General features: G+C 33.2%; 17 protein-coding genes and 1 tRNA gene. 12 read left to right on the top strand and 6 right to left on the bottom strand.

Annotation, left to right across the window (positions count from 1 at the left end; translation table 11 throughout):
* Positions 1-207: 207 nt before the first annotated feature.
* From A3G9_RS0106920 to A3G9_RS0106900, 4 genes are all read left to right on the top strand, one after another.
* Positions 208-879, top strand: coding sequence for an aggregation-promoting factor C-terminal-like domain-containing protein (locus tag A3G9_RS0106920; RefSeq protein WP_226489928.1), 672 nt, complete (start codon positions 208-210; stop codon positions 877-879).
* A gap of 58 nt (positions 880-937) precedes the next feature.
* Positions 938-2,245: an alkaline phosphatase family protein gene (locus A3G9_RS0106915; protein ID WP_002821597.1), complete on the top strand. Its 1,308-nt coding sequence runs from the start codon at positions 938-940 to the stop codon at positions 2,243-2,245.
* Between the two features lie 248 nt (positions 2,246-2,493).
* Positions 2,494-2,565 (top strand) — tRNA-Glu (locus A3G9_RS0106910).
* A gap of 1,242 nt (positions 2,566-3,807) precedes the next feature.
* Positions 3,808-4,599: an alpha/beta fold hydrolase gene (locus A3G9_RS0106900; RefSeq protein ID WP_002818543.1), complete on the top strand. Its 792-nt coding sequence runs from the start codon at positions 3,808-3,810 to the stop codon at positions 4,597-4,599.
* A gap of 307 nt (positions 4,600-4,906) precedes the next feature.
* On the opposite strand, the gene A3G9_RS0106895 is transcribed toward A3G9_RS0106900, so the two are convergent.
* Positions 4,907-5,866, bottom strand: a complete 960-nt coding sequence (locus A3G9_RS0106895) for a D-2-hydroxyacid dehydrogenase (RefSeq protein WP_002818544.1) — start codon at positions 5,864-5,866, stop codon at positions 4,907-4,909.
* Between the two features lie 189 nt (positions 5,867-6,055).
* Positions 6,056-6,415: a MerR family transcriptional regulator gene (locus A3G9_RS0106890; RefSeq protein WP_002816744.1), complete on the bottom strand. Its 360-nt coding sequence runs from the start codon at positions 6,413-6,415 to the stop codon at positions 6,056-6,058.
* 83 nt (positions 6,416-6,498) lie between these two features.
* Between A3G9_RS0106890 and A3G9_RS0106885 the strand changes: the two genes are divergently transcribed.
* Complete coding sequence (locus A3G9_RS0106885) at positions 6,499-7,353, top strand: oxidoreductase (protein WP_002818545.1); 855 nt, start codon at positions 6,499-6,501, stop codon at positions 7,351-7,353.
* Between the two features lie 249 nt (positions 7,354-7,602).
* Here the strand turns inward: A3G9_RS0106885 and A3G9_RS0106880 are convergent, their stop codons facing one another.
* The gene (locus A3G9_RS0106880) at positions 7,603-8,190 is read right to left on the bottom strand and encodes a winged helix-turn-helix domain-containing protein (RefSeq protein WP_002816747.1); all 588 of its coding nucleotides are present in this window, start codon (positions 8,188-8,190) and stop codon (positions 7,603-7,605) included.
* A 103-nt stretch (positions 8,191-8,293) separates the two neighbouring features.
* Between A3G9_RS0106880 and A3G9_RS0106875 the strand changes: the two genes are divergently transcribed.
* The 3 genes from A3G9_RS0106875 (at position 8,294) to A3G9_RS0106865 (ending at position 11,980) form a co-directional block, all read left to right on the top strand.
* A complete protein-coding gene (locus A3G9_RS0106875; RefSeq protein WP_018025275.1) occupies positions 8,294-9,589 on the top strand; it encodes an MFS transporter in 1,296 nt (431 codons plus the stop codon).
* Positions 9,590-10,118: 529 nt separating this feature from the next.
* Positions 10,119-11,399: a chloride channel protein gene (locus A3G9_RS0106870; protein WP_002816749.1), complete on the top strand. Its 1,281-nt coding sequence runs from the start codon at positions 10,119-10,121 to the stop codon at positions 11,397-11,399.
* Between the two features lie 146 nt (positions 11,400-11,545).
* Positions 11,546-11,980, top strand: a complete 435-nt coding sequence (locus tag A3G9_RS0106865; protein WP_002818548.1) for a hypothetical protein — start codon at positions 11,546-11,548, stop codon at positions 11,978-11,980.
* Positions 11,981-12,066: 86 nt separating this feature from the next.
* On the opposite strand, the gene A3G9_RS0106860 is transcribed toward A3G9_RS0106865, so the two are convergent.
* Positions 12,067-12,276 carry a KTSC domain-containing protein gene (locus A3G9_RS0106860; protein ID WP_002818550.1) on the bottom strand — a complete coding sequence of 70 codons (210 nt, stop codon included), beginning with the start codon at positions 12,274-12,276 and terminating at the stop codon, positions 12,067-12,069.
* A 335-nt stretch (positions 12,277-12,611) separates the two neighbouring features.
* A complete protein-coding gene (locus tag A3G9_RS0106855; protein ID WP_002816753.1) occupies positions 12,612-12,881 on the bottom strand; it encodes a hypothetical protein in 270 nt (89 codons plus the stop codon).
* An 85-nt stretch (positions 12,882-12,966) separates the two neighbouring features.
* Here A3G9_RS0106855 and A3G9_RS0106850 point away from each other — a divergent pair, with 85 nt between their 5' ends.
* The 4 genes from A3G9_RS0106850 to A3G9_RS0106825 all read left to right on the top strand — a co-directional run bounded on the left by A3G9_RS0106850 (position 12,967) and on the right by A3G9_RS0106825 (position 16,404).
* Positions 12,967-13,374, top strand: a complete 408-nt coding sequence (locus A3G9_RS0106850; protein ID WP_002818552.1) for a hypothetical protein — start codon at positions 12,967-12,969, stop codon at positions 13,372-13,374.
* A gap of 108 nt (positions 13,375-13,482) precedes the next feature.
* Complete coding sequence (locus tag A3G9_RS1000000110255) at positions 13,483-13,659, top strand: hypothetical protein (RefSeq protein WP_002818554.1); 177 nt, start codon at positions 13,483-13,485, stop codon at positions 13,657-13,659.
* A gap of 1,923 nt (positions 13,660-15,582) precedes the next feature.
* Positions 15,583-15,765: a TMEM175 family protein gene (locus A3G9_RS0106830; RefSeq protein WP_002818556.1), complete on the top strand. Its 183-nt coding sequence runs from the start codon at positions 15,583-15,585 to the stop codon at positions 15,763-15,765.
* Positions 15,766-15,876: 111 nt separating this feature from the next.
* Positions 15,877-16,404: a hypothetical protein gene (locus A3G9_RS0106825; protein ID WP_011677541.1), complete on the top strand. Its 528-nt coding sequence runs from the start codon at positions 15,877-15,879 to the stop codon at positions 16,402-16,404.
* A gap of 752 nt (positions 16,405-17,156) precedes the next feature.
* On the opposite strand, the gene A3G9_RS0106815 is transcribed toward A3G9_RS0106825, so the two are convergent.
* Positions 17,157-17,609, bottom strand: coding sequence for a hypothetical protein (locus A3G9_RS0106815; protein ID WP_002818561.1), 453 nt, complete (start codon positions 17,607-17,609; stop codon positions 17,157-17,159).
* Positions 17,610-17,683 lie beyond the last annotated feature (74 nt).

The following is a 17,683-nucleotide window of genomic DNA, read 5'->3' as shown; positions in this document are numbered from 1 at the left end:
TTTATATTATACAAGTGGGGATTATTTCAAGCTTTTTTTGAATATATTAAAAAATAATTAAGTGAAAAATGTTCTTAACTCAAAATATTACAAAGCCAAAAGCTTTTATTGAAGCTTATTGCATTATACAAATTAAATGGTCTGTTACAAAATAACAATATTCTTGATATTTTCAAGTAATTTTTGCCAGCCAATATATGCTTTGCAATGAAACGAATAAGCGTAAACTCACTTGTTAGGTCTGTCATTTTGGCAGCAGCTATTGTTCCTATACAAATCCAATCAACTTCTTTAACAACCGCTCGAGCGGTTTCCAATAATCAAAGTAAATTTCAAAAGCAAATTAAGCAGTCATCTTTTAATCAGCCTTTTGAAATTCATGCGATGACGGACAAAATATTGTCCGAGCAATATACTGCCAAAGGAAAAGCTAATGTTGAAGCGGCAGCCAAAAAGAACGCAGCTGAGAAGGCTGCCCAACAGTCGGCTGCTTCTAAAGCTGCGCAGGCTAAAGCTGCTGAAAATGAATCCTCCCAACAGGAATCCGGTCAACAGGCAACATATACGGATACTAGTTATCAAACTTCTTCAAGCAGTAGTACAACTGCTAATTCCAGTTCCGCAAGCACTACCACTACGACTTCCAGTTCCGACAGCTATGGTATTAGCGATCCCTCCAAGGCTTGGATCGAAAGCGTTGAATCAGGTGGGGATGCAAATGCCTCGAATGGGCAATATCAGGGAGCCTTTCAGTTGAGCAGCCAAGTCGCAGCTGAGTATGGCGGCTATTCCGGTTCTGCAGCCGATAAATATGTTGCAGCCCGTTATGGTTCTTGGGCTGCCGCTGCTGCACATCATCGTGAATATGGCTGGTATTAAACATTATTGCTTCGTTTGTTCGAAGCAATTTTTTGTATCCTGATCTAAAATATGGTTAATGTTTAAGGATAAAAAACGCTTATTGGTTGTGTCTTTTGATGCTTTTGGTGCGCTGGATGCAAAAAATCATTTGGATATCATGCCGAATTTGAAGTCTTTGATTGAACAGGGGACACATGTCAAGAAAATATTTGGTATTTATCCAACACTCACTTATCCTAGCCATACAACTATTGTGACCGGAGATTACCCAAAAAATCATGCTATCGTTAATAATACTTTGACTCAGATCGAACGTGGTTCTGCTCCTGATTGGTATTGGTGGTCTAAGTATGTTAAAGCACCGACGTTGTATCAACTGGCGTATGAACAAAGGATGGACGTTGCTGCCTTTTTATGGCCTGTAACCGCTGGAAGCCCGGCAATTAAATATAATATTGCTGAAATTTTTCCTAACCGAATTTGGCAGAATCAATATACTCAATCATTTAAGGCCAGCTCACCTTTTTTTACCATTCACATGAATTCTAAATTTGGTAAATTACGTAATGGGATCGCGCAACCACAACTTGATGACTTTGTGACTGCCTCGGTTTGCTGGACTTTGGAACACAAATATCCTGATTTGACGCTTGTCCATTTGGTGGATCTTGATTCGATGCGGCACCATTACGGGGTTGAATCCAAAGAAGCAATTGAAGCATTAGAGAGGCTTGATACCCATTTGGGGATGATGCTTGATTCCTTGAAAAAAATTAATCGTTTGCAGGAAACAAATATTGCTATTCTTGGCGATCATTATCAGATTGATGTTTCAAGGATGATTCACCTGAATTATTTATTTAAACAAAATTCCTGGTTGGATTATGACGAAGAAAAACAAGTTATTACCAACTGGCGTGTCATGGCTAAAACGACCGATGGATCTACTTACATTTATTTAAAGGATCCGAAAATGGCAGCTGGGATTTCACGTTTGATTAAGGAACATGCGGGTCAAGGGATTGAAAAGGTATATTCTAAAAAAGAATTAATCGAATTGGGAGCGGATCCGGAAGCTGACTTAATGGTTGAAGCCAAAGCGGGGTACTATTTTACTGATGAAATTTCAGTTACATCTTTGATTGAGGAAGTTGACGCGAATTCAATTGGCCAAACGGATCGTTATCATGCCGTCCATGGTTTTCTTCCAACAAGAAAAAATTATCAAACAACTTTGATCTTATCTGGGCCGGGAATTAAAGCAGCCAAAAAAATTCGCTCTGCTCGTTTGATTGACGAAGCGCCCACTTTTGCCAGAATTCTTGGTCTGAAATTTACCAATTCAATTGATGGTGAAGAAATTAAAGATGCTTTTATAGACTAAGATACAGGAAACATTAATATGATTTGAGATTTCTTGTCTCTGGCCTAAATTAATTTGATCCAATTTTATTATTGTTGTGAACCCAAATTTCAAAAAATATTGGGCTTAAATATCTACGTTTTGGTGCCTTTCTCCTTGGCTGTCTTAATAGTTTTGGCAAATGACAAAGAAAATTGAAAATAACGCTTGACCTTCGTGACTTTTTCCCGTACTATATTTACGTTGCTTAATTGTGACACCGACCATTTGGCTCGATGGTCAAGCGGCTAAGACGTCGCCCTTTCACGGCGAAATCTCGGGTTCGATTCCCGATCGAGCTACTAATAGGCTTTATACCGATTACCGGTATAAAGCCTTTTTTGTATCCAAATGTCGATATATCAACGTTTCTAAGCACTCTAGATACTACTTTTCTCTACTCGATTCAGTGCTATTTTTTGCCACATTTGCCACAAATTTGCCACACTAAAATATGCTCATAGCTTTGGCATCATCTTCTTTTCTTTTTGATTCCAAAAGCTGGGAAAAAACTTTTTCTGTAATCATTAAATTCGCATGTCCTAGTCTTTTACTTATTTGGACAGTATTTACGTCATGGTCTTTTCCAGACGGGTTAATTAATTATTGAAATTAAACTTGGCTAGAACCTTTTAATAACGTATTTGCTTAATATTTTTTCAATAATAAAAAGACAGATTTATATACAGAAAGTGTCTGCTTTTCCAAAGTCCATTTTTAAAACCCAGGTTATGGAGCTATTTTGGATGCGAAAACAGCTGCCATTTTTTAATTGAAGTCATATTTTATCACACAGGTAGATACTAATTATTTAGGCTCCAAACAAATGTTTTCGGCCACTCAAGCTATTGCTTTATATCTTAATTGCAAAGTGCCCTTGGGATTGACAGTGCCAAGTAATTTGATTGTTAATCCTAACAGATGACTGTAAATCGTCTAATCTTATCGATTTGGTGTTTTATATATACAAAACACAGATATCGTATATAATTGCCTATGGATGTCATGGTCGATATCCAATATTTTCGTTCATAGTTCACGCTATGATAAGTCCTCGCTTTATGCGGGGATTTTTGATTACTCTTGATAATTAGAAAGCGCTTTCTTTTTATCCTAAATCATGTTAAACTATAAATAGGGTTTGAAGAGATCATAAAGCGTATTCTAGATACTGACGAAGACAAGACCCTGTAAGGGGTAAGATTGGATCTCAAAGGACCCAAGAGCAGTTCTCTTGGCATTCATGTAATGAAACATTGAAGCGCAAGTTTCAAAGTTAACCTACATTGGGATGTGAACAGCTAGAGATATCAGGTAGAACTGATTGACTTGAAACTGTAAAGAGGGCTGTTTTTTATATACAAAAACATCGAAAGTGGAGAGCTTTCGCCTATACGAATATATCTCACTGCGTCCGTCACTTAATTGTGGTGGGCGTTTTTTTAGTTATTAATTTTCTTAATAGTTACTAATAGTTACTATAGGAAATTCCTTTTTATAGAGTTACCCATAGTGATAATCTGAGACAGGAGGCGATAGACAGAATGTCTTATTTTGTTACAAACGATGATACAAAGATTTACTATACTGAACAAGGAAGTGGAAAGAACCTTTTGATGGTTCATGGTTATGGTTGCTCTGGGAAATACTTCAAAAACAATGTTCCGGAATTAAGCAAACATTTCCATGTTGTGACAATTGATTTGAGAGGCCATGGAAATTCTAATGAAGCTGTTTCAGGGAAAAGAATTTCTAGATTAGCTACTGATGTCCATGAACTGATTAAGCATCTTGATTTGAATGATGTGACATATTTGGGTTGGTCAATGGGATGCTCTGTTGGTTGGAGCTACTGGGATCTTTTTCGCGCTGACCGTTTGAAGAAGTTTATTTTTGTTGACGAACCAGCTTTGGGTTTGGACACTAAAGACAACCCTTCGGGATTATTGAATTATCAGCAGACGCTTGATTTTTGTTCCTCTCTTTATACGGATAAAGAAGGGGCACTCAATGGTTTTATCAAAAATATTGTAATTGATAAAAGTTTAAACTTAAACGATTTAATCGAAGATACAGATAAAGCAAATGCTGATTTTGTTTCACCACTTTTCTATAATCATATGGCTAATGATTGGTCTGATATCATCAAAACGATTGATATTCCGTCTCTTGTTTTTTCAGGAAAGAAAAGTTTTTTCAATTGGAAGTTAGTTAAAAAGGTTAGCGAAGAACTTCAAAACTCAGAATTCGAATTATTTGAGAATGTTAGTCATATGCTGTTTTTTGAAGAAGCTGATCATTTCAATAAAAGCGTTACCGAATTTATCGAAAAATAAAAACTAAATTAAAAATTGTTTCCTATCCGAGGCGATTTTGTTTTTTGTCACAATTTATTCAAGCATCTGATCTATTTATCGGGTGTTTTTTCTTTATTATTTAATTTAAAACCGATTAGTCTAAAAGTATGAATTTTTTCAAATGTTCATTCTGTAATTGAATAATCTGTATTTTGCTGAGAATAACTTTTTTAAACGATAAATATTTCAATATATGATTTATGGCATATTAAAAATGGCTGCATGCATTCGTTGAGAAAACCCTGTTTTAGTGATATTTATGTTGTGTTCGAATTAAAAATATTAATTAATCGACTTTATTTTGAATGTGTCCTTTCAAAAACTGTTTTAAATTATCAACTGTTATATCTAGCAACCTTTCTCGGGTTTCTAAAGGAGCCCATGCAATATGGGGCGTGATATAACAATTTTTGGCTTTTAATAATGGGTTATTACTATTAATTGGTTCTTTTTGTACTACATCAGTGGCATATGCATAAATATTTTCCCCATTTAGCGCACTTGCAAGATCTGCTTCATCAACTAATTTTCCTCGCGCTGTATTCAATAAAATAACCCCTTTTTTCATTTTCTCAATAGTTTTTTTATTGATTAAATCAATAGTTTCTGGAGTTTGGATAATATGAAGACTTATGACATCAGATTTTTGTAAAAGTTTATCTAAGGTAACTTGTTTTATCCATTTTTTGGCTATTTTTTTAGGGCGGTGATTATAAAAAATAACATTCATGGAAAAAGCATGCCCAAGTTCAGCAACCTTTTGAGCAATTCGTCCATAGCCGATTAGTCCTAGCGTCTTACCTTTTAATTCGAAAAGCGGTTTATTCCAGAAAGTAAAATCAGGGCCTTTTGACCATGTGCCCTTATGAACTAATTGATCATGCAGGCCAACCTGTCCCGTTACTTCCAGCAATAAAGAAAAAGTAAATTGGGCTACGGCATCAGTGGCATAAGTCGGAACATTTGTAACAACTATGCCATTCTTGTTAGCACTATTTATATCAATAACATCATACCCTGTGCCCATAATTCCAATGTATTTTAATTGCTTGGATTTCTTAATCACTTCATCGTTTAAGGGTGTTTTATGAGTTAAAACGATTTCGGCATTGCCGATTCTTTTTAAAATTTCTTTATTATTGTCGGCTGCTGTCCGATCGTAAAATTCGAAATCAGCCAGTTCATTTAACGGTTGCCAATTTAAATCCTTGTTCAAAGCATAACCATCTAAAAGCACAATTTTCATAATATGTTCTCTCAGCCATTCTATTTATATAGGATTGTTCCTGATAGCTTTAATTATACTGGTTGCTATTATTTCCATTTTGGAGCGATATATATATATATATAACAATTTACCAGATTGTTAGAATATTTTTTTGAGCAACTCGGTATTTACTTAGAAAAAATATAATTTTTTCTAAACAATGACTGTTTAATTAAGTACATGTTCATTTGTTTTTGAATTTTTGTGATACTCAATCTTATAATCTAAAAAATTTAACGTTTGTTTCATTTGTTCTATTTTATCTGTCAACCGTTTGTGGCTCTGTTCGAGCAGTCTAACTTCATAATCGTGATCTTGTAAATGATTCAGGTAATTTTTCATCTCGGCCATCGATAAGCCTGCTTGACGCAGATGGACTAAAAGGCGAATGCGTTCTTTAGTTTTAGGGTCAAAAAATCGTTGGCCGCTTTCATCTCGTGGAATTTTGATTAGTTCTTGGCTTTCATAATAACGGATGGCCGAAGCTGAAAAATTGTACTGTTTAGCTATTTCTGAAATAGATGACACGTGATTAACTCCAAATCTAAACTTGACTTCAAGCTACTTTAACATGCTAGCATGAAAACATCGATTGAAAGGTGGTCATTAAAATGAATAAAAAAGAACAAGTTTGGTTGGTAACCGGGGCTTCATCAGGCTTTGGTCGGGCACTCGTTGAAGAATTAATTAGTGATGGATATCCGGTCGTGGCAACGGCAAGAAAATTAGATAGTCTTTCAGATTTAGGAACAGGGGAAGCCGATATTTTAAAGTTGTCTCTTGATGTGACTCAACCAGAACAAATTCGTGATGTCGTTTCACAAGCAGAATCTCATTTTGGATCTATTGACGTGCTAGTGAACAATGCCGGCTATGGTTATTTCGGGGCAATGGAAGAATCAGATCAGACCGAAGTCCGTCAAATGATGGAAACAAACTTTTGGGGTGCTAATAATATGGCTTTAGCGGTATTACCAAAAATGAGAGCGAAAAGATCCGGACGTATCATCAACGTTACATCAATAGGCGGCTTAGCCGCTTTTCCAACTTTTGCTTATTATCATGCAACAAAATTTGCGATGGAAGGTCTATTTCAGTCATTGCGTAAGCAGGTTGCACCCTGGGGTATCCAAGTTACTAATGTAGAACCGGGCGCCTTTCGAACAAAATGGGCCGGCGCCAGCCATAAGGGAGCTAAGAATTTAATCGATGATTATTCGCTGGTACATGAGGCTCGCCTAGTATCGGAAAAACGCTCCGGATCGCAGGACGGAGATCCTAAACTGGCTGCCAAAGCATTTATTAAATTGGCTCATATGAAAGAACAGCCTATGCATTATTTATTTGGAACTGATGCGTACAAGATGGCTGTAGAAGGTTATGAAAATTCTCTTTCAGAATTCAAGGAATATCGTGATGATGAGACACACCTGAGTTTTGGAGATGATGATTATTGGAAAAAATAAATTGATTAGTTTTTCTATTTAATAACATATTTTTCTCTAAATTAAAACCGTCCTAATTCAGAGACGGTTTTAATTTTCTTTTTTAAATTACTCTAATGATGCCTTTGCCAATATTTTTTAATAAACTGTTTGATTCAAATAGCTGTTCATATAATTGTTTTATCATGGTTGAATAAGTATGTTACTAACACATTGAATAATTAATTCATCTTAAGTTTTTCCTTATTTACGGGAAAACCGCTCCTCTTCTTACCATTTTTCGAGGAGGAGATTAACGGTTCTTTTGTCTTTTTCCTTATCGTTTTTTTCGGCTTTTGCTAGCAATAGGAGTATATCCTTCATTAATTTTTTTTCGGCCTTTTCCGATAACTTTAAAGAACTTTTAGAAGCGCTGGTGCGCATATCTTCATCTATTTCTTTATCGTTTCCATTTTTTCGAATATCCGATTGTAAGCTTTCTAAAAACTGTTGATTTTCATAAATAATCCATTTCACAATTTCTTTATCGTGTTCTTTAATCCAAGAGGCTGAAATATTTATGTCACTCTCCGAATCACTATCTAAACTTGGAAATATTTTCGGGTTTTGATGGGTCATTTTGTAGCTGGAATAATAAAATTCTTGAAAATTATTTATATTTTGTTTTTGGGAAATTTCCAATAAACCTTGGTCCAACATTTTTTTAATTGAATAATAAAGTTGGTTTGCCGGTATATTGGTTTTTTTGGAAATTTCTTTAGAAGTAAGACCTTTTTTGTTCTTTGTCGCTTTTAGAATGGCAATAATCTTTTCGTCTGCCATTAATTTAGCCAACTGCGAAACTGTTTTTTCTTTCATCTTCTCAACCTCTTAAAATAATAATAAAACCTTGACAAAATATAATCAATCGATTACATTTTTATCAATCTACTAAATAAATTTAATAGGGAAAATATCGTTTATGACGGATGAGAACTCACAATCTATAATTACAGATTCTCAATCCAATCTGCAAATAATCAAGGATGTGTCAAGTAATTTGATCGGTTCTTTAAGTGGTGGAATGTTCTCTTTTGCGATGGGGTTAATGCTATTGCATGATACTAAATCGCCACTTAGTTTTGGGCTTGAGACGATTATTTCTCCAATTGTCAGTTTGCTGTTTTTAGTTCCGGTTGGAAATCTTGTTGATAAATACAAACACAAATTTATTTTAGTCAGCAGCATCCTGTTAAGAATAATATTTTTACTGATTTTTGCTTTTTCTATTAATATTTTTTTCGGTATTTATAAATTGATTCCGGTAGCGATTTTCGTTACCGTAAATTCAATTTCAACTAATTTTTCTACTACCGCTTATTCAGCCTCGGTTCATGAACTTGTCAATGATAAAAAAATCCAGAAATTAAGTTCGCTAAGCCAGTCGGCATCGGCACTTTCTTCTATTTTGGCACCGGTCCTCGGAGTGGCCTTGTATGCTTTGACAGGTTTTAGATTCTTCATTTTTATCGAAATCATTACGACTTTGGTTTCCTTTGCAATATTGTTAACGATGAATTTCCACTATGAAAAAAGAGAAAATTATTCCAAAACGAAATTAGATAATGCTATATCCGGGTTCTCGAACTTTAAAATTGGATTAACTTATATTAAAGAACGCCCGTTAATTAAAAACATTGTTTTCGTTGCCGTTGTCATTAATTTTCTTTTCACGGCCATAACTGTTGGAATGCCGTTTATGATCGTTACTCGTTTGCACGACGGAAACGGACCGGTCGGTTATATAGAAACTGGTTTTGCGCTTGGTTTGTTACTGGGCAGTTTGTTGATGAGCATTTTACCGAGTGATAAATACCTATTTTTCAAATTTTCTTTGCCTTTGCCACTTATGGGTGTTTCGATGGCTTTATTAGGTTTCTTAATTGATATATTTCACGACCCTTTAAGGATAAGCTTGTATGGATTTTTGATTGTTATGTTATCAGGCTTTATGAATGGAATTTTCAATGTCGCAGTCAATGTTAAATTGCAAACTAGCGTGCCAACGTATATTCTTGGTCGGGTAGTGTCGATTCTGGTGACTGCTGTAACTGCCATAATGCCAGTCGGCACGCTATTCTATACCTTTTTGTTTCAAAAGATTATCAACGGTTCCAACATTTTAATTTTCAGTGGTATCTTTTTATTCGTATATGCTTTTGTTTTTGGTTTTTCAATTTACAGAGATGTTATGACAGATAGTTATTCAAAAACATAATTCTTATTAAAATTCTTTGCTGAGCCGGTTTTTATTTATAATTAATTCAGAAATTCTATATTTATAATTAAGGTGCTGTTTGAAGGTGCCGACCATCAGTAATCAAAAAATTTAAGTTTTCATATGTACTTAGTCGTCTCCTCATAAGAGACGGCTTTGTTTTTTATGTGCTGTTTAATTCTGATTTTTGAACTGGATTGATAATTCACATACAAAAATTATTTCAATCATACCGAACACCTCCTCTTATAGTAATTGCCATATAAATAAACTTAATAAAAACGATCAATTGGAATTGATAATGGTATAAAATTTATGGGGCAGTGCGTTAAAAAATCAGTTTTTCAATTTCTTCTTCCTTATGCAATATCCTCAGAATGATGAGAACTCCAAAAAAACATTGTTAGATGTCTGGATAGCAAATAGAAGCAAAGAGTTGACCTGATTGAATAATAAAGTTTTATGAAATTTGAAAGTTAAAATTAAAAGGTAAGGATCGCATTTACTGTTTATGGGTTTGGTGTAACGAATGCGTTTAGGGGAGATAGTGGAACAAAAGAATCGGTATTTCGGAAAAGAGGAAACATTTGTTCTGGCACTTTCAACGGTGGTGTTGGGACTAATTGTTGGGGCTAGTTCACTTTTTCTTAGCCTATTTCTTGATTTAATCGAGCGGATTTTTTTAAAATTCAAAGAAACAGCCTTGGAACCAAGTTCAATTGGAATTTCTCCTTTGCACCGGCTTCTTTCTGTTTTGATTAGCGGCATAATAGTGGCTCTGGTTTGGTACGTTTTACGTAACAGATTTAAATCCATTATCGGAGTCAAAAGAGCAGTGAATGGCGACAGCATGCCGTTTTTAGCGACTATTATCGATGTTTTGACGCAGATTTTCTACGTTGGCAGTGGTGGGTCGATTGGCCGAGAATTAGCGCCAAGAGAAGCCGGGGCTGCGATTGCCCAACAATGGCAGAAATTAATCCAAAAGTGGCATTTGACAGTCTTATCTAAAGAAGATTATCAATTGTTGATTGCCGCTGCCGCCGGAGCGGGTTTTGCCGGAGTTTATATTGCGCCCCTTGCAGGTAGTTTTTTCTGTCTGGAAATTTTGTTGAAGAAGATCACGCCGCGTGCCATTAGCGTTAGTTTGGTTATGTCCGTGATTGCGACTTTGGTTGGATCGATTGCCAAAGGCTTTGGACCCTATTATTTGGTGAAGGACAATAATTTTTCTTTCATCTTTTTGCTGATTATCCTTTGCATCGCACCGATTTGTGGAATATTGGGGGCTTTCTTCCACAAATCAGTCAGTCTGGCCGAAAAAAAACAGACAAAAAATTGGCATATTTTATGGCAATTACCGCTTGCAGCTTTGGCGACCGGTTTGATAGCGACATTTTTTCCTCAGATTATGGGAAATGGCCGTGCTTTGGCGCAAATGGCAATGAATACCAGTACTCAGGGACTAAGTTATATGATGCTGCTTTTGTTCGGCGCTGTGGCAAAAGTTACATTAACTTTATTTACGATTCGTTCAGGAACTGCTGGCGGTACTTTAACACCTTCCATTTCAATTGGAGCGGTTACTGGTGTTCTTTTGGGATCGATTTTATTTTTCATATGGCCCTCCATTCCGATTTGGCAATGTGCTGTTGTCGGGGCTGTTACTTTTTTGGCCGCAGCTCAACAGGCGCCCTTGATGGCCTTATTCATGCTTATCGAGATTAGCCATCTCGGTTATTCGGCTTTTCTGCCTTTAGGTCTTGGAGTGGCCTTGTCAATCGGTGTTTCGAGGGTCATCTTAAAATAGTGAGCTAGCTTTTTTTATTTCAATTTTGTTATACGTTAATAAAATGTTTGCTTTTTAAAAGCTTATATTGGTTTTGACTTAACTAATTATTGATAATATCTTGTTAAATTAATATTTGATCGATATGTAATTGAATGGGGAAAATTATGATAAAAAGGAATATTTTAAAAGCTTTGCTTGTTTTATTATTTATTATTAGTTTTTTACCTCACACAGGGATTGGAGAGGCAAAAAAATTTTCGATTGCAACTAAAAACTACTGGCAGTTAATGACCAGTCCCGCTTATTTGTTCTTGTTTATTGTTTTGATGGTTTTAGTTGCTACAACACTTTTCTTTGCATTCAAAAAAGAATCTCGCAAATCGGTATTTTTTACCTCTTTATCCGTCACCGCTCACATAGTAATTCTTTTGTCGGTCATCAGTCCGTTTTTTAGATTCTTGTACCAGAGGAATTTGTTTTCTTCTCTATTTGGACAAAGCGGTGTTTTAAGTATGATGTTTACTTATTCCTGGGGCTTATTGATAGACTTAATTCTTTCGGTTTGTTTATTAGGCGTGTTAATTAAAAAAACACCTTAATAGTGGTGTTTTTTTAATTCAATTAGCGATTTAAATTTTTACCTTAATTGATTTCAACCGAATCCGGGTGTTTATGGAAATTTAATTTAGTAGCCTCGCTGATAAGGGCGATGCTTTATGTAGATTGCAAAATATCTTCCGATTGATGTCGCGTTGATGAATGAATAATAAGTTTTAAAAGCAATATTTCCATAACTGTAGACACGACCGTCACGAAAAATGACGGTTAATTTTCCAGTATTTTGGTCATAACCAACGTGATTAATGTTGTTTGACATAACTTTACGAAATTCCATGATATCAATTAATTCTCCTTTCTTCGTTTGGAAAAGACCTTTTCCCTAGTTCGTATTCTAGTACATGGAACAATTAATATTAATCAAAAAAAATCTTTATAATCGTTAAATATTAACTAAAAAAACTTAAATTTAATTTAATGTTCGTGTTTAATGAAAAATATAAAAAAGATAATCACGAACATGTAGAGCGAAAATCTAGCTCACAGTTGTTTATGATCATCTCATAATTTTTTTGCACGTATAAAAGCGATATAAAAATTCTCCGGATACCAAACAGATCGCCTGCGGTCAAAACGACAAGTTTCCACTTAAGAATATTGTCATTTTAAAGTTCAATAATTATGGTTTAAAGGTTTAAGTGGGGCGGATAGAGAAAGCACGGAATTATATATTCTTACATAGGATGAACTCTTGTTGGCCAAATATTCTTTCAGGGCTTTTTTTCCACCGGCATCCAGAATGAACTTTTCTTCAGTTCCTATAACAGATACAAGGTTTCTTTTGACCAGCGAATCTAAGGTGTCTGATCTTTCTATATTAATTGCTTTCTTTGTTTTATAAAGTTTATTTAGAATTTTATATTCGTTTTTATTTATATTCATAACAATCTATCCTATCAAAAAAATCAAAAAGTGCTAATAAGGATTATTTTATCAGGATTTATATTTTTTTTGAAAGATGATTAGTATGTGTATTTTATTTTTTTGCAATTTGATTAATAATCTAGTTATGAGTAATTCCGAGCTGCTAAATCGTATTGATAATGAACTTACTGGATTTACTAATGAGTTTGATAAACATTTTCCTGATGGGGAATTACATGATTTCGATCGAGAGAAAATTGAACAGAATAATGCACGAATTTTTTTTAGAATGGATTGCAGTGACTGCTACCGTTTTTTGCACGAAATTATGGGAAACAAAAAAGCGGATTCTAATCAAATATTTAATTTCAAAACTCGGGTTTACACTCTCCAAGGCTCATTGAGCGGACTTTCTAATCATATAGAAATAACCGAAGCTGTTTACAAAAAGTTGATCATTCACTTAAAACGCATTTTTAAGCTTTCTGATCAATTAAATGCTAATGAATGATATCTTTTTTTAAAGAAGCGGCGGTTGGCTGGAAATTATCGATTTAAAACCTTTCCAAAATCTTATGCTTATATTGTTATGACGATAAACATTTGAAGGAAAAATATTATGCGTATTAATTTTGATTACTTATTTAACAAAGATGATGTCGATTTTAATGACAGCGATCCACAATTGAATTCGATATCATTCACGGTTCAAGATATTCGAACCGATGCCCCAGATCGTTTTGATCGTCTTCGTAATGCTGTTTTATTTCCGCTGAAAATCAAACCGTTGGTTTAAGTGAAAAAATAATAGATAAAATTATGGTTAATATTAAAGCTGAAAGGATAGTCAAAGATAAAATACTTAACCAAGAGGTCAAATTATACTTCGACAAAACCTATAAGTTGATTGATATTCAAAATGATAAATATTTATTAAAGGAATTATTCGAATAAAGAAATGAACTTTAATTATTTGTTTAATTTTTTAAACACTTTCTCATATCTTAACTTTCAATACAAGGTGTGATTCTATATCGATAATTAAATAACCGCTTATAATAAAGACATGGATATCGGCTACCGATATCCAAGTGTAAAAGATAACTTTTAGATCTGTAATTTTTTTGTAGTATCCGATTGTAAATAATTGGGTACTATTTTTTATTGATAAAATAATTTTTTTGGATGAGTATTCTAAAAAAATATCAGAAATTTCGGAAATCTATAAGTTTGATTTTTGTATTTGTTTAATAAACAAAAAATATTTTTGTTGTAGAATAACCGCGTGGTTTTTAAACCATAAAGTTTTTAAACCACAAAAATAAAAGCAAAGTATCCAATTTGTTTCCGTCAAACATTTGTTTGGCGGTATTTTTTTGCTCAATAATATTTTAAAGGGCGCAGAATTTTAAGTTTTTAATACTATTTTTTGAATTAAAAATAGGAATTGTTAAAAGCACAACAAATGGCAGCCAGAGCGTATTTCCATAGACACGAAGAAAAGCTTTGCTTAGTTGGTTTTTAAGATGTTCTTTAAATTTCATTACTAAAAGGGTTGATTTCTGGTTAAAACATTTTTTCTTTTTGACGGATTTTGGAATATTTTAAATACACGGTTTGGCAAGGAAAATTCGGAGGAATTTCAGAAAATAGCTAATATTTTGTTGAAAAGACTAAAAAATGAATTCCTGGTAGAACATAAAAAAATAATTATCTAATTCTTAGGGTCCGCCTATTATTAAAAATCAGCATATTATTGTATGCGCTTACATTTATGTACTATAATTAATGGTGGTGTTGAAGAACAACACCAAATAACTCCGTTTAGACCTTCACATTTCAAAAATTATAGCCACTTTTGGGTGGCTTTTTTAGTTTTTTATAAATGTGAGAATATAAATTTAAAACTTAAACATTCTCTGGTTAACGCTATTTCTTAAAGCTTTTTATGTTCATTTAAGTCAAAATTTATTTGCTTTTAATTAATCAGCAATACATTGATCCTGTAGCAATATATTAGCTACAGGATAGTGTGAGCCATTATGAAAAAACTATTATTTTTTGATCCCTTATTCTCTTTTCATTTATTTATTTGCAACATAAACAATTTAATATAACAATTAGGGCTGTTTTGACTGTAGAATCAACAGTCTCTTTGCCTGTTCTTTTTTAATTTTATTTAGTTGCAAAATAGTTTTTATTTTTTTAAAGGACTCAGATACGATTTTATTAGCTATATATTTTAGTTTTTTACTAATGCATAACTTGAATTCTTTTCTTTATTGATATCTTATGTTCAAAAATATCAAGCGGAGAATATTCTGATGTTTTTTGTATTAAAACGTTATATAATTATATAAGGCACCTTAATAGGGTGCCTAACAATCATTTGACAGATTGCATTTCTAGTAAAATAAACATTAGAATATAATATATGTAATTATCGACCAATCCCTAACCAGATTGGTTTTTGTTTTTTCGCGATTTTTAAGTTGATGATCAATCCTGAACTATAAATCTAAATAATCGATGATCAAATTTAGATATGATCCTGGGGGCATAAAGGAAGTTTCATGGTATTTTTTAAGGATAATTGATGGGTTATACTAGTCGAATAAATGATGTCTAAGATTATTTTTATTATTCTTAGATCTCGTGGGCTAAAATTTATGAATAATTCAATTTATTTTAAACATGATTTTGGTTGAAAGGATTTTGAATGAATTCAGAGAAAATAAAAGACAGACTCGATACTTTCGTTGATGCAATTCTGGCAATTATTGCGACAGTCATGGTTCTGGAATTGCCAATCAAAATAGTTAATAGGCAAATTGATTTTGTTAACTTATTCATATCTATTGGTGTTTATTTAGTAAGTTTTTGTTTTTTGGCGAACATATGATATCAACATGCGGTTTTATTTTCCGAAGTTGAAAAAGTATCCGAGGGTATTATATTAAGAGAACTTATTTTAGTATTTTTTCTTTCGCTGATTCCAACTTTTACTAAATTGATGACTGAAGATGCTATTTCAGCCACGGTTATACTTTATGGGCTTTTGTATTTAATGATTGAATTTATATTTCGGTGGATAGCAATAGACCTTATTCATTCCAAATATTCCAATAAGAGCGATATGCAGCGGGTTTATTATTCAATTTACGGGAAACATAATAATCAACAAACTATTTTAAATATTGTTTTGATATTCTTGGCCTTATTTTTACCGAAAATTGCTTTATTTTTGTATTTAGCAATTCCAATCAGATCTTTTCTAACAATTAACGATGATCGTACCGATTTCAAAGAAGTTGAAAAAATGCCGAGTCAAGGAATTAAAACCTACCTTGATATGTCTGGCAAAGACCGAGTAGATTTCCAAAAAATGATACAACGATATAGGCGCCAGGTCCATTTAAGTGGCAGTAATCAAGCGCTTAAAGAAAAAGCCTGGAATGATTTTGTCCAAGAGTCAAAAAAATCTTTTAATATCAGTGAAGATCAACTAAAAAATTGGTTCAATCGGCCAAGGCATCGTTGAAATTTAAAATAATTTAATTCCAAGATTCTTTTGAATACTATTCTGATCATTTCAAATTCTTCAATACTTTAGGAATAGACTCCGCAAAAACCTTCAAACATGTTAAAAGACAGCTTGATTAGAGACCCTTTTTTAATTGTTTTATTAATATGAATGTTTCTTATTTATTTAAAGGAGGGGCGTTAAATAAAATAGTTGCTTCAAGTACATAATTTTTAATATGTTTATGGGAATAAGATAAGGCGTAATTAAATATTTGTTCAATATTGCTGCTTAATTCTATCGTCTACTTCTGACTTTTAGGATTTAGACTAGAGCATTTTGCCAAATTGACATTTTTTTCCAATTGCGTTTGGAGCAAGGGATGACCGCCATATTAAATATACGAGGCTGGCCCAAACACAAGATTGGGAATTGGTCTTGTGGAAAATAAATTACTAATACACTGAATTTTAATTTATTTTATGGATAGGAATAGATATAAAAGACCGAAGTAAAAGCAACTATCGTTGAATATATTGGCGCACATAAAAACTTTTTGAAACCGATTTTTTGTACTTAAGTGAAGCAAAATTTATTTCGTTTCCTAAACCTTGAGAAATTATCAACCAAAGCCAACATTCCAAAATAACCACCGATCAGACTTTTAATGATTGCTCCTACGCTTTCACTGAAGAGATTTGGTAATTGTAGTTTAATGGCTATGCGATTAGAGTATCAATTGTTTCCAATAGTAGGAAAAATAATTTGGATTATTTTTTCCATTTTATATAAGCTTTATTATTTTTTACATAAGACGAAGCTAATTTTTCTTTACCTGAATAGACATTTGTCGAGCGATACCAATTCCAAGATTTCAAATGTTGCTGTTTGTTATATTTTGAAATAGATTTGGCAACGATGTTTTCTCCGGCTAAAATAACTTTCTTTCTCTTGGCTTTAGTCTCCTGTAGCAGATCGTTTTTAATTTTAATTGTTATTTTTTTCCAAAATATGTCATAACTAATACTTTTGATTGTTTTTAAATCTGTTTCTCCATAACTGCTTTTTTGACTTTTTTTATATGACAAATTATTTTTAATTTTTAAATTTATTTTGCTTTGCATCGCCAGTTGCCGATTAAAGATAACTCCAATCCATGATAAAGAGCCCAGCACAATAATTAAAATAAGCAATCTTAAAAAGTATTTGTAACTTTTTTTCATATTCGTATTTAAGCACAAGAAAACAATTTTGAAATTAAATATTCTTAAAAATCCTTTTTAATGGAATTGATTAA

The organism is Oenococcus oeni DSM 20252 = AWRIB129, from assembly GCF_000372485.1.
Taxonomy (GTDB): Bacteria; Bacillota; Bacilli; order Lactobacillales; family Lactobacillaceae; genus Oenococcus; species Oenococcus oeni.
Note: the sequence above shows the minus strand (reverse complement) of the source record. Positions and strands in the feature narration are given on the sequence as shown.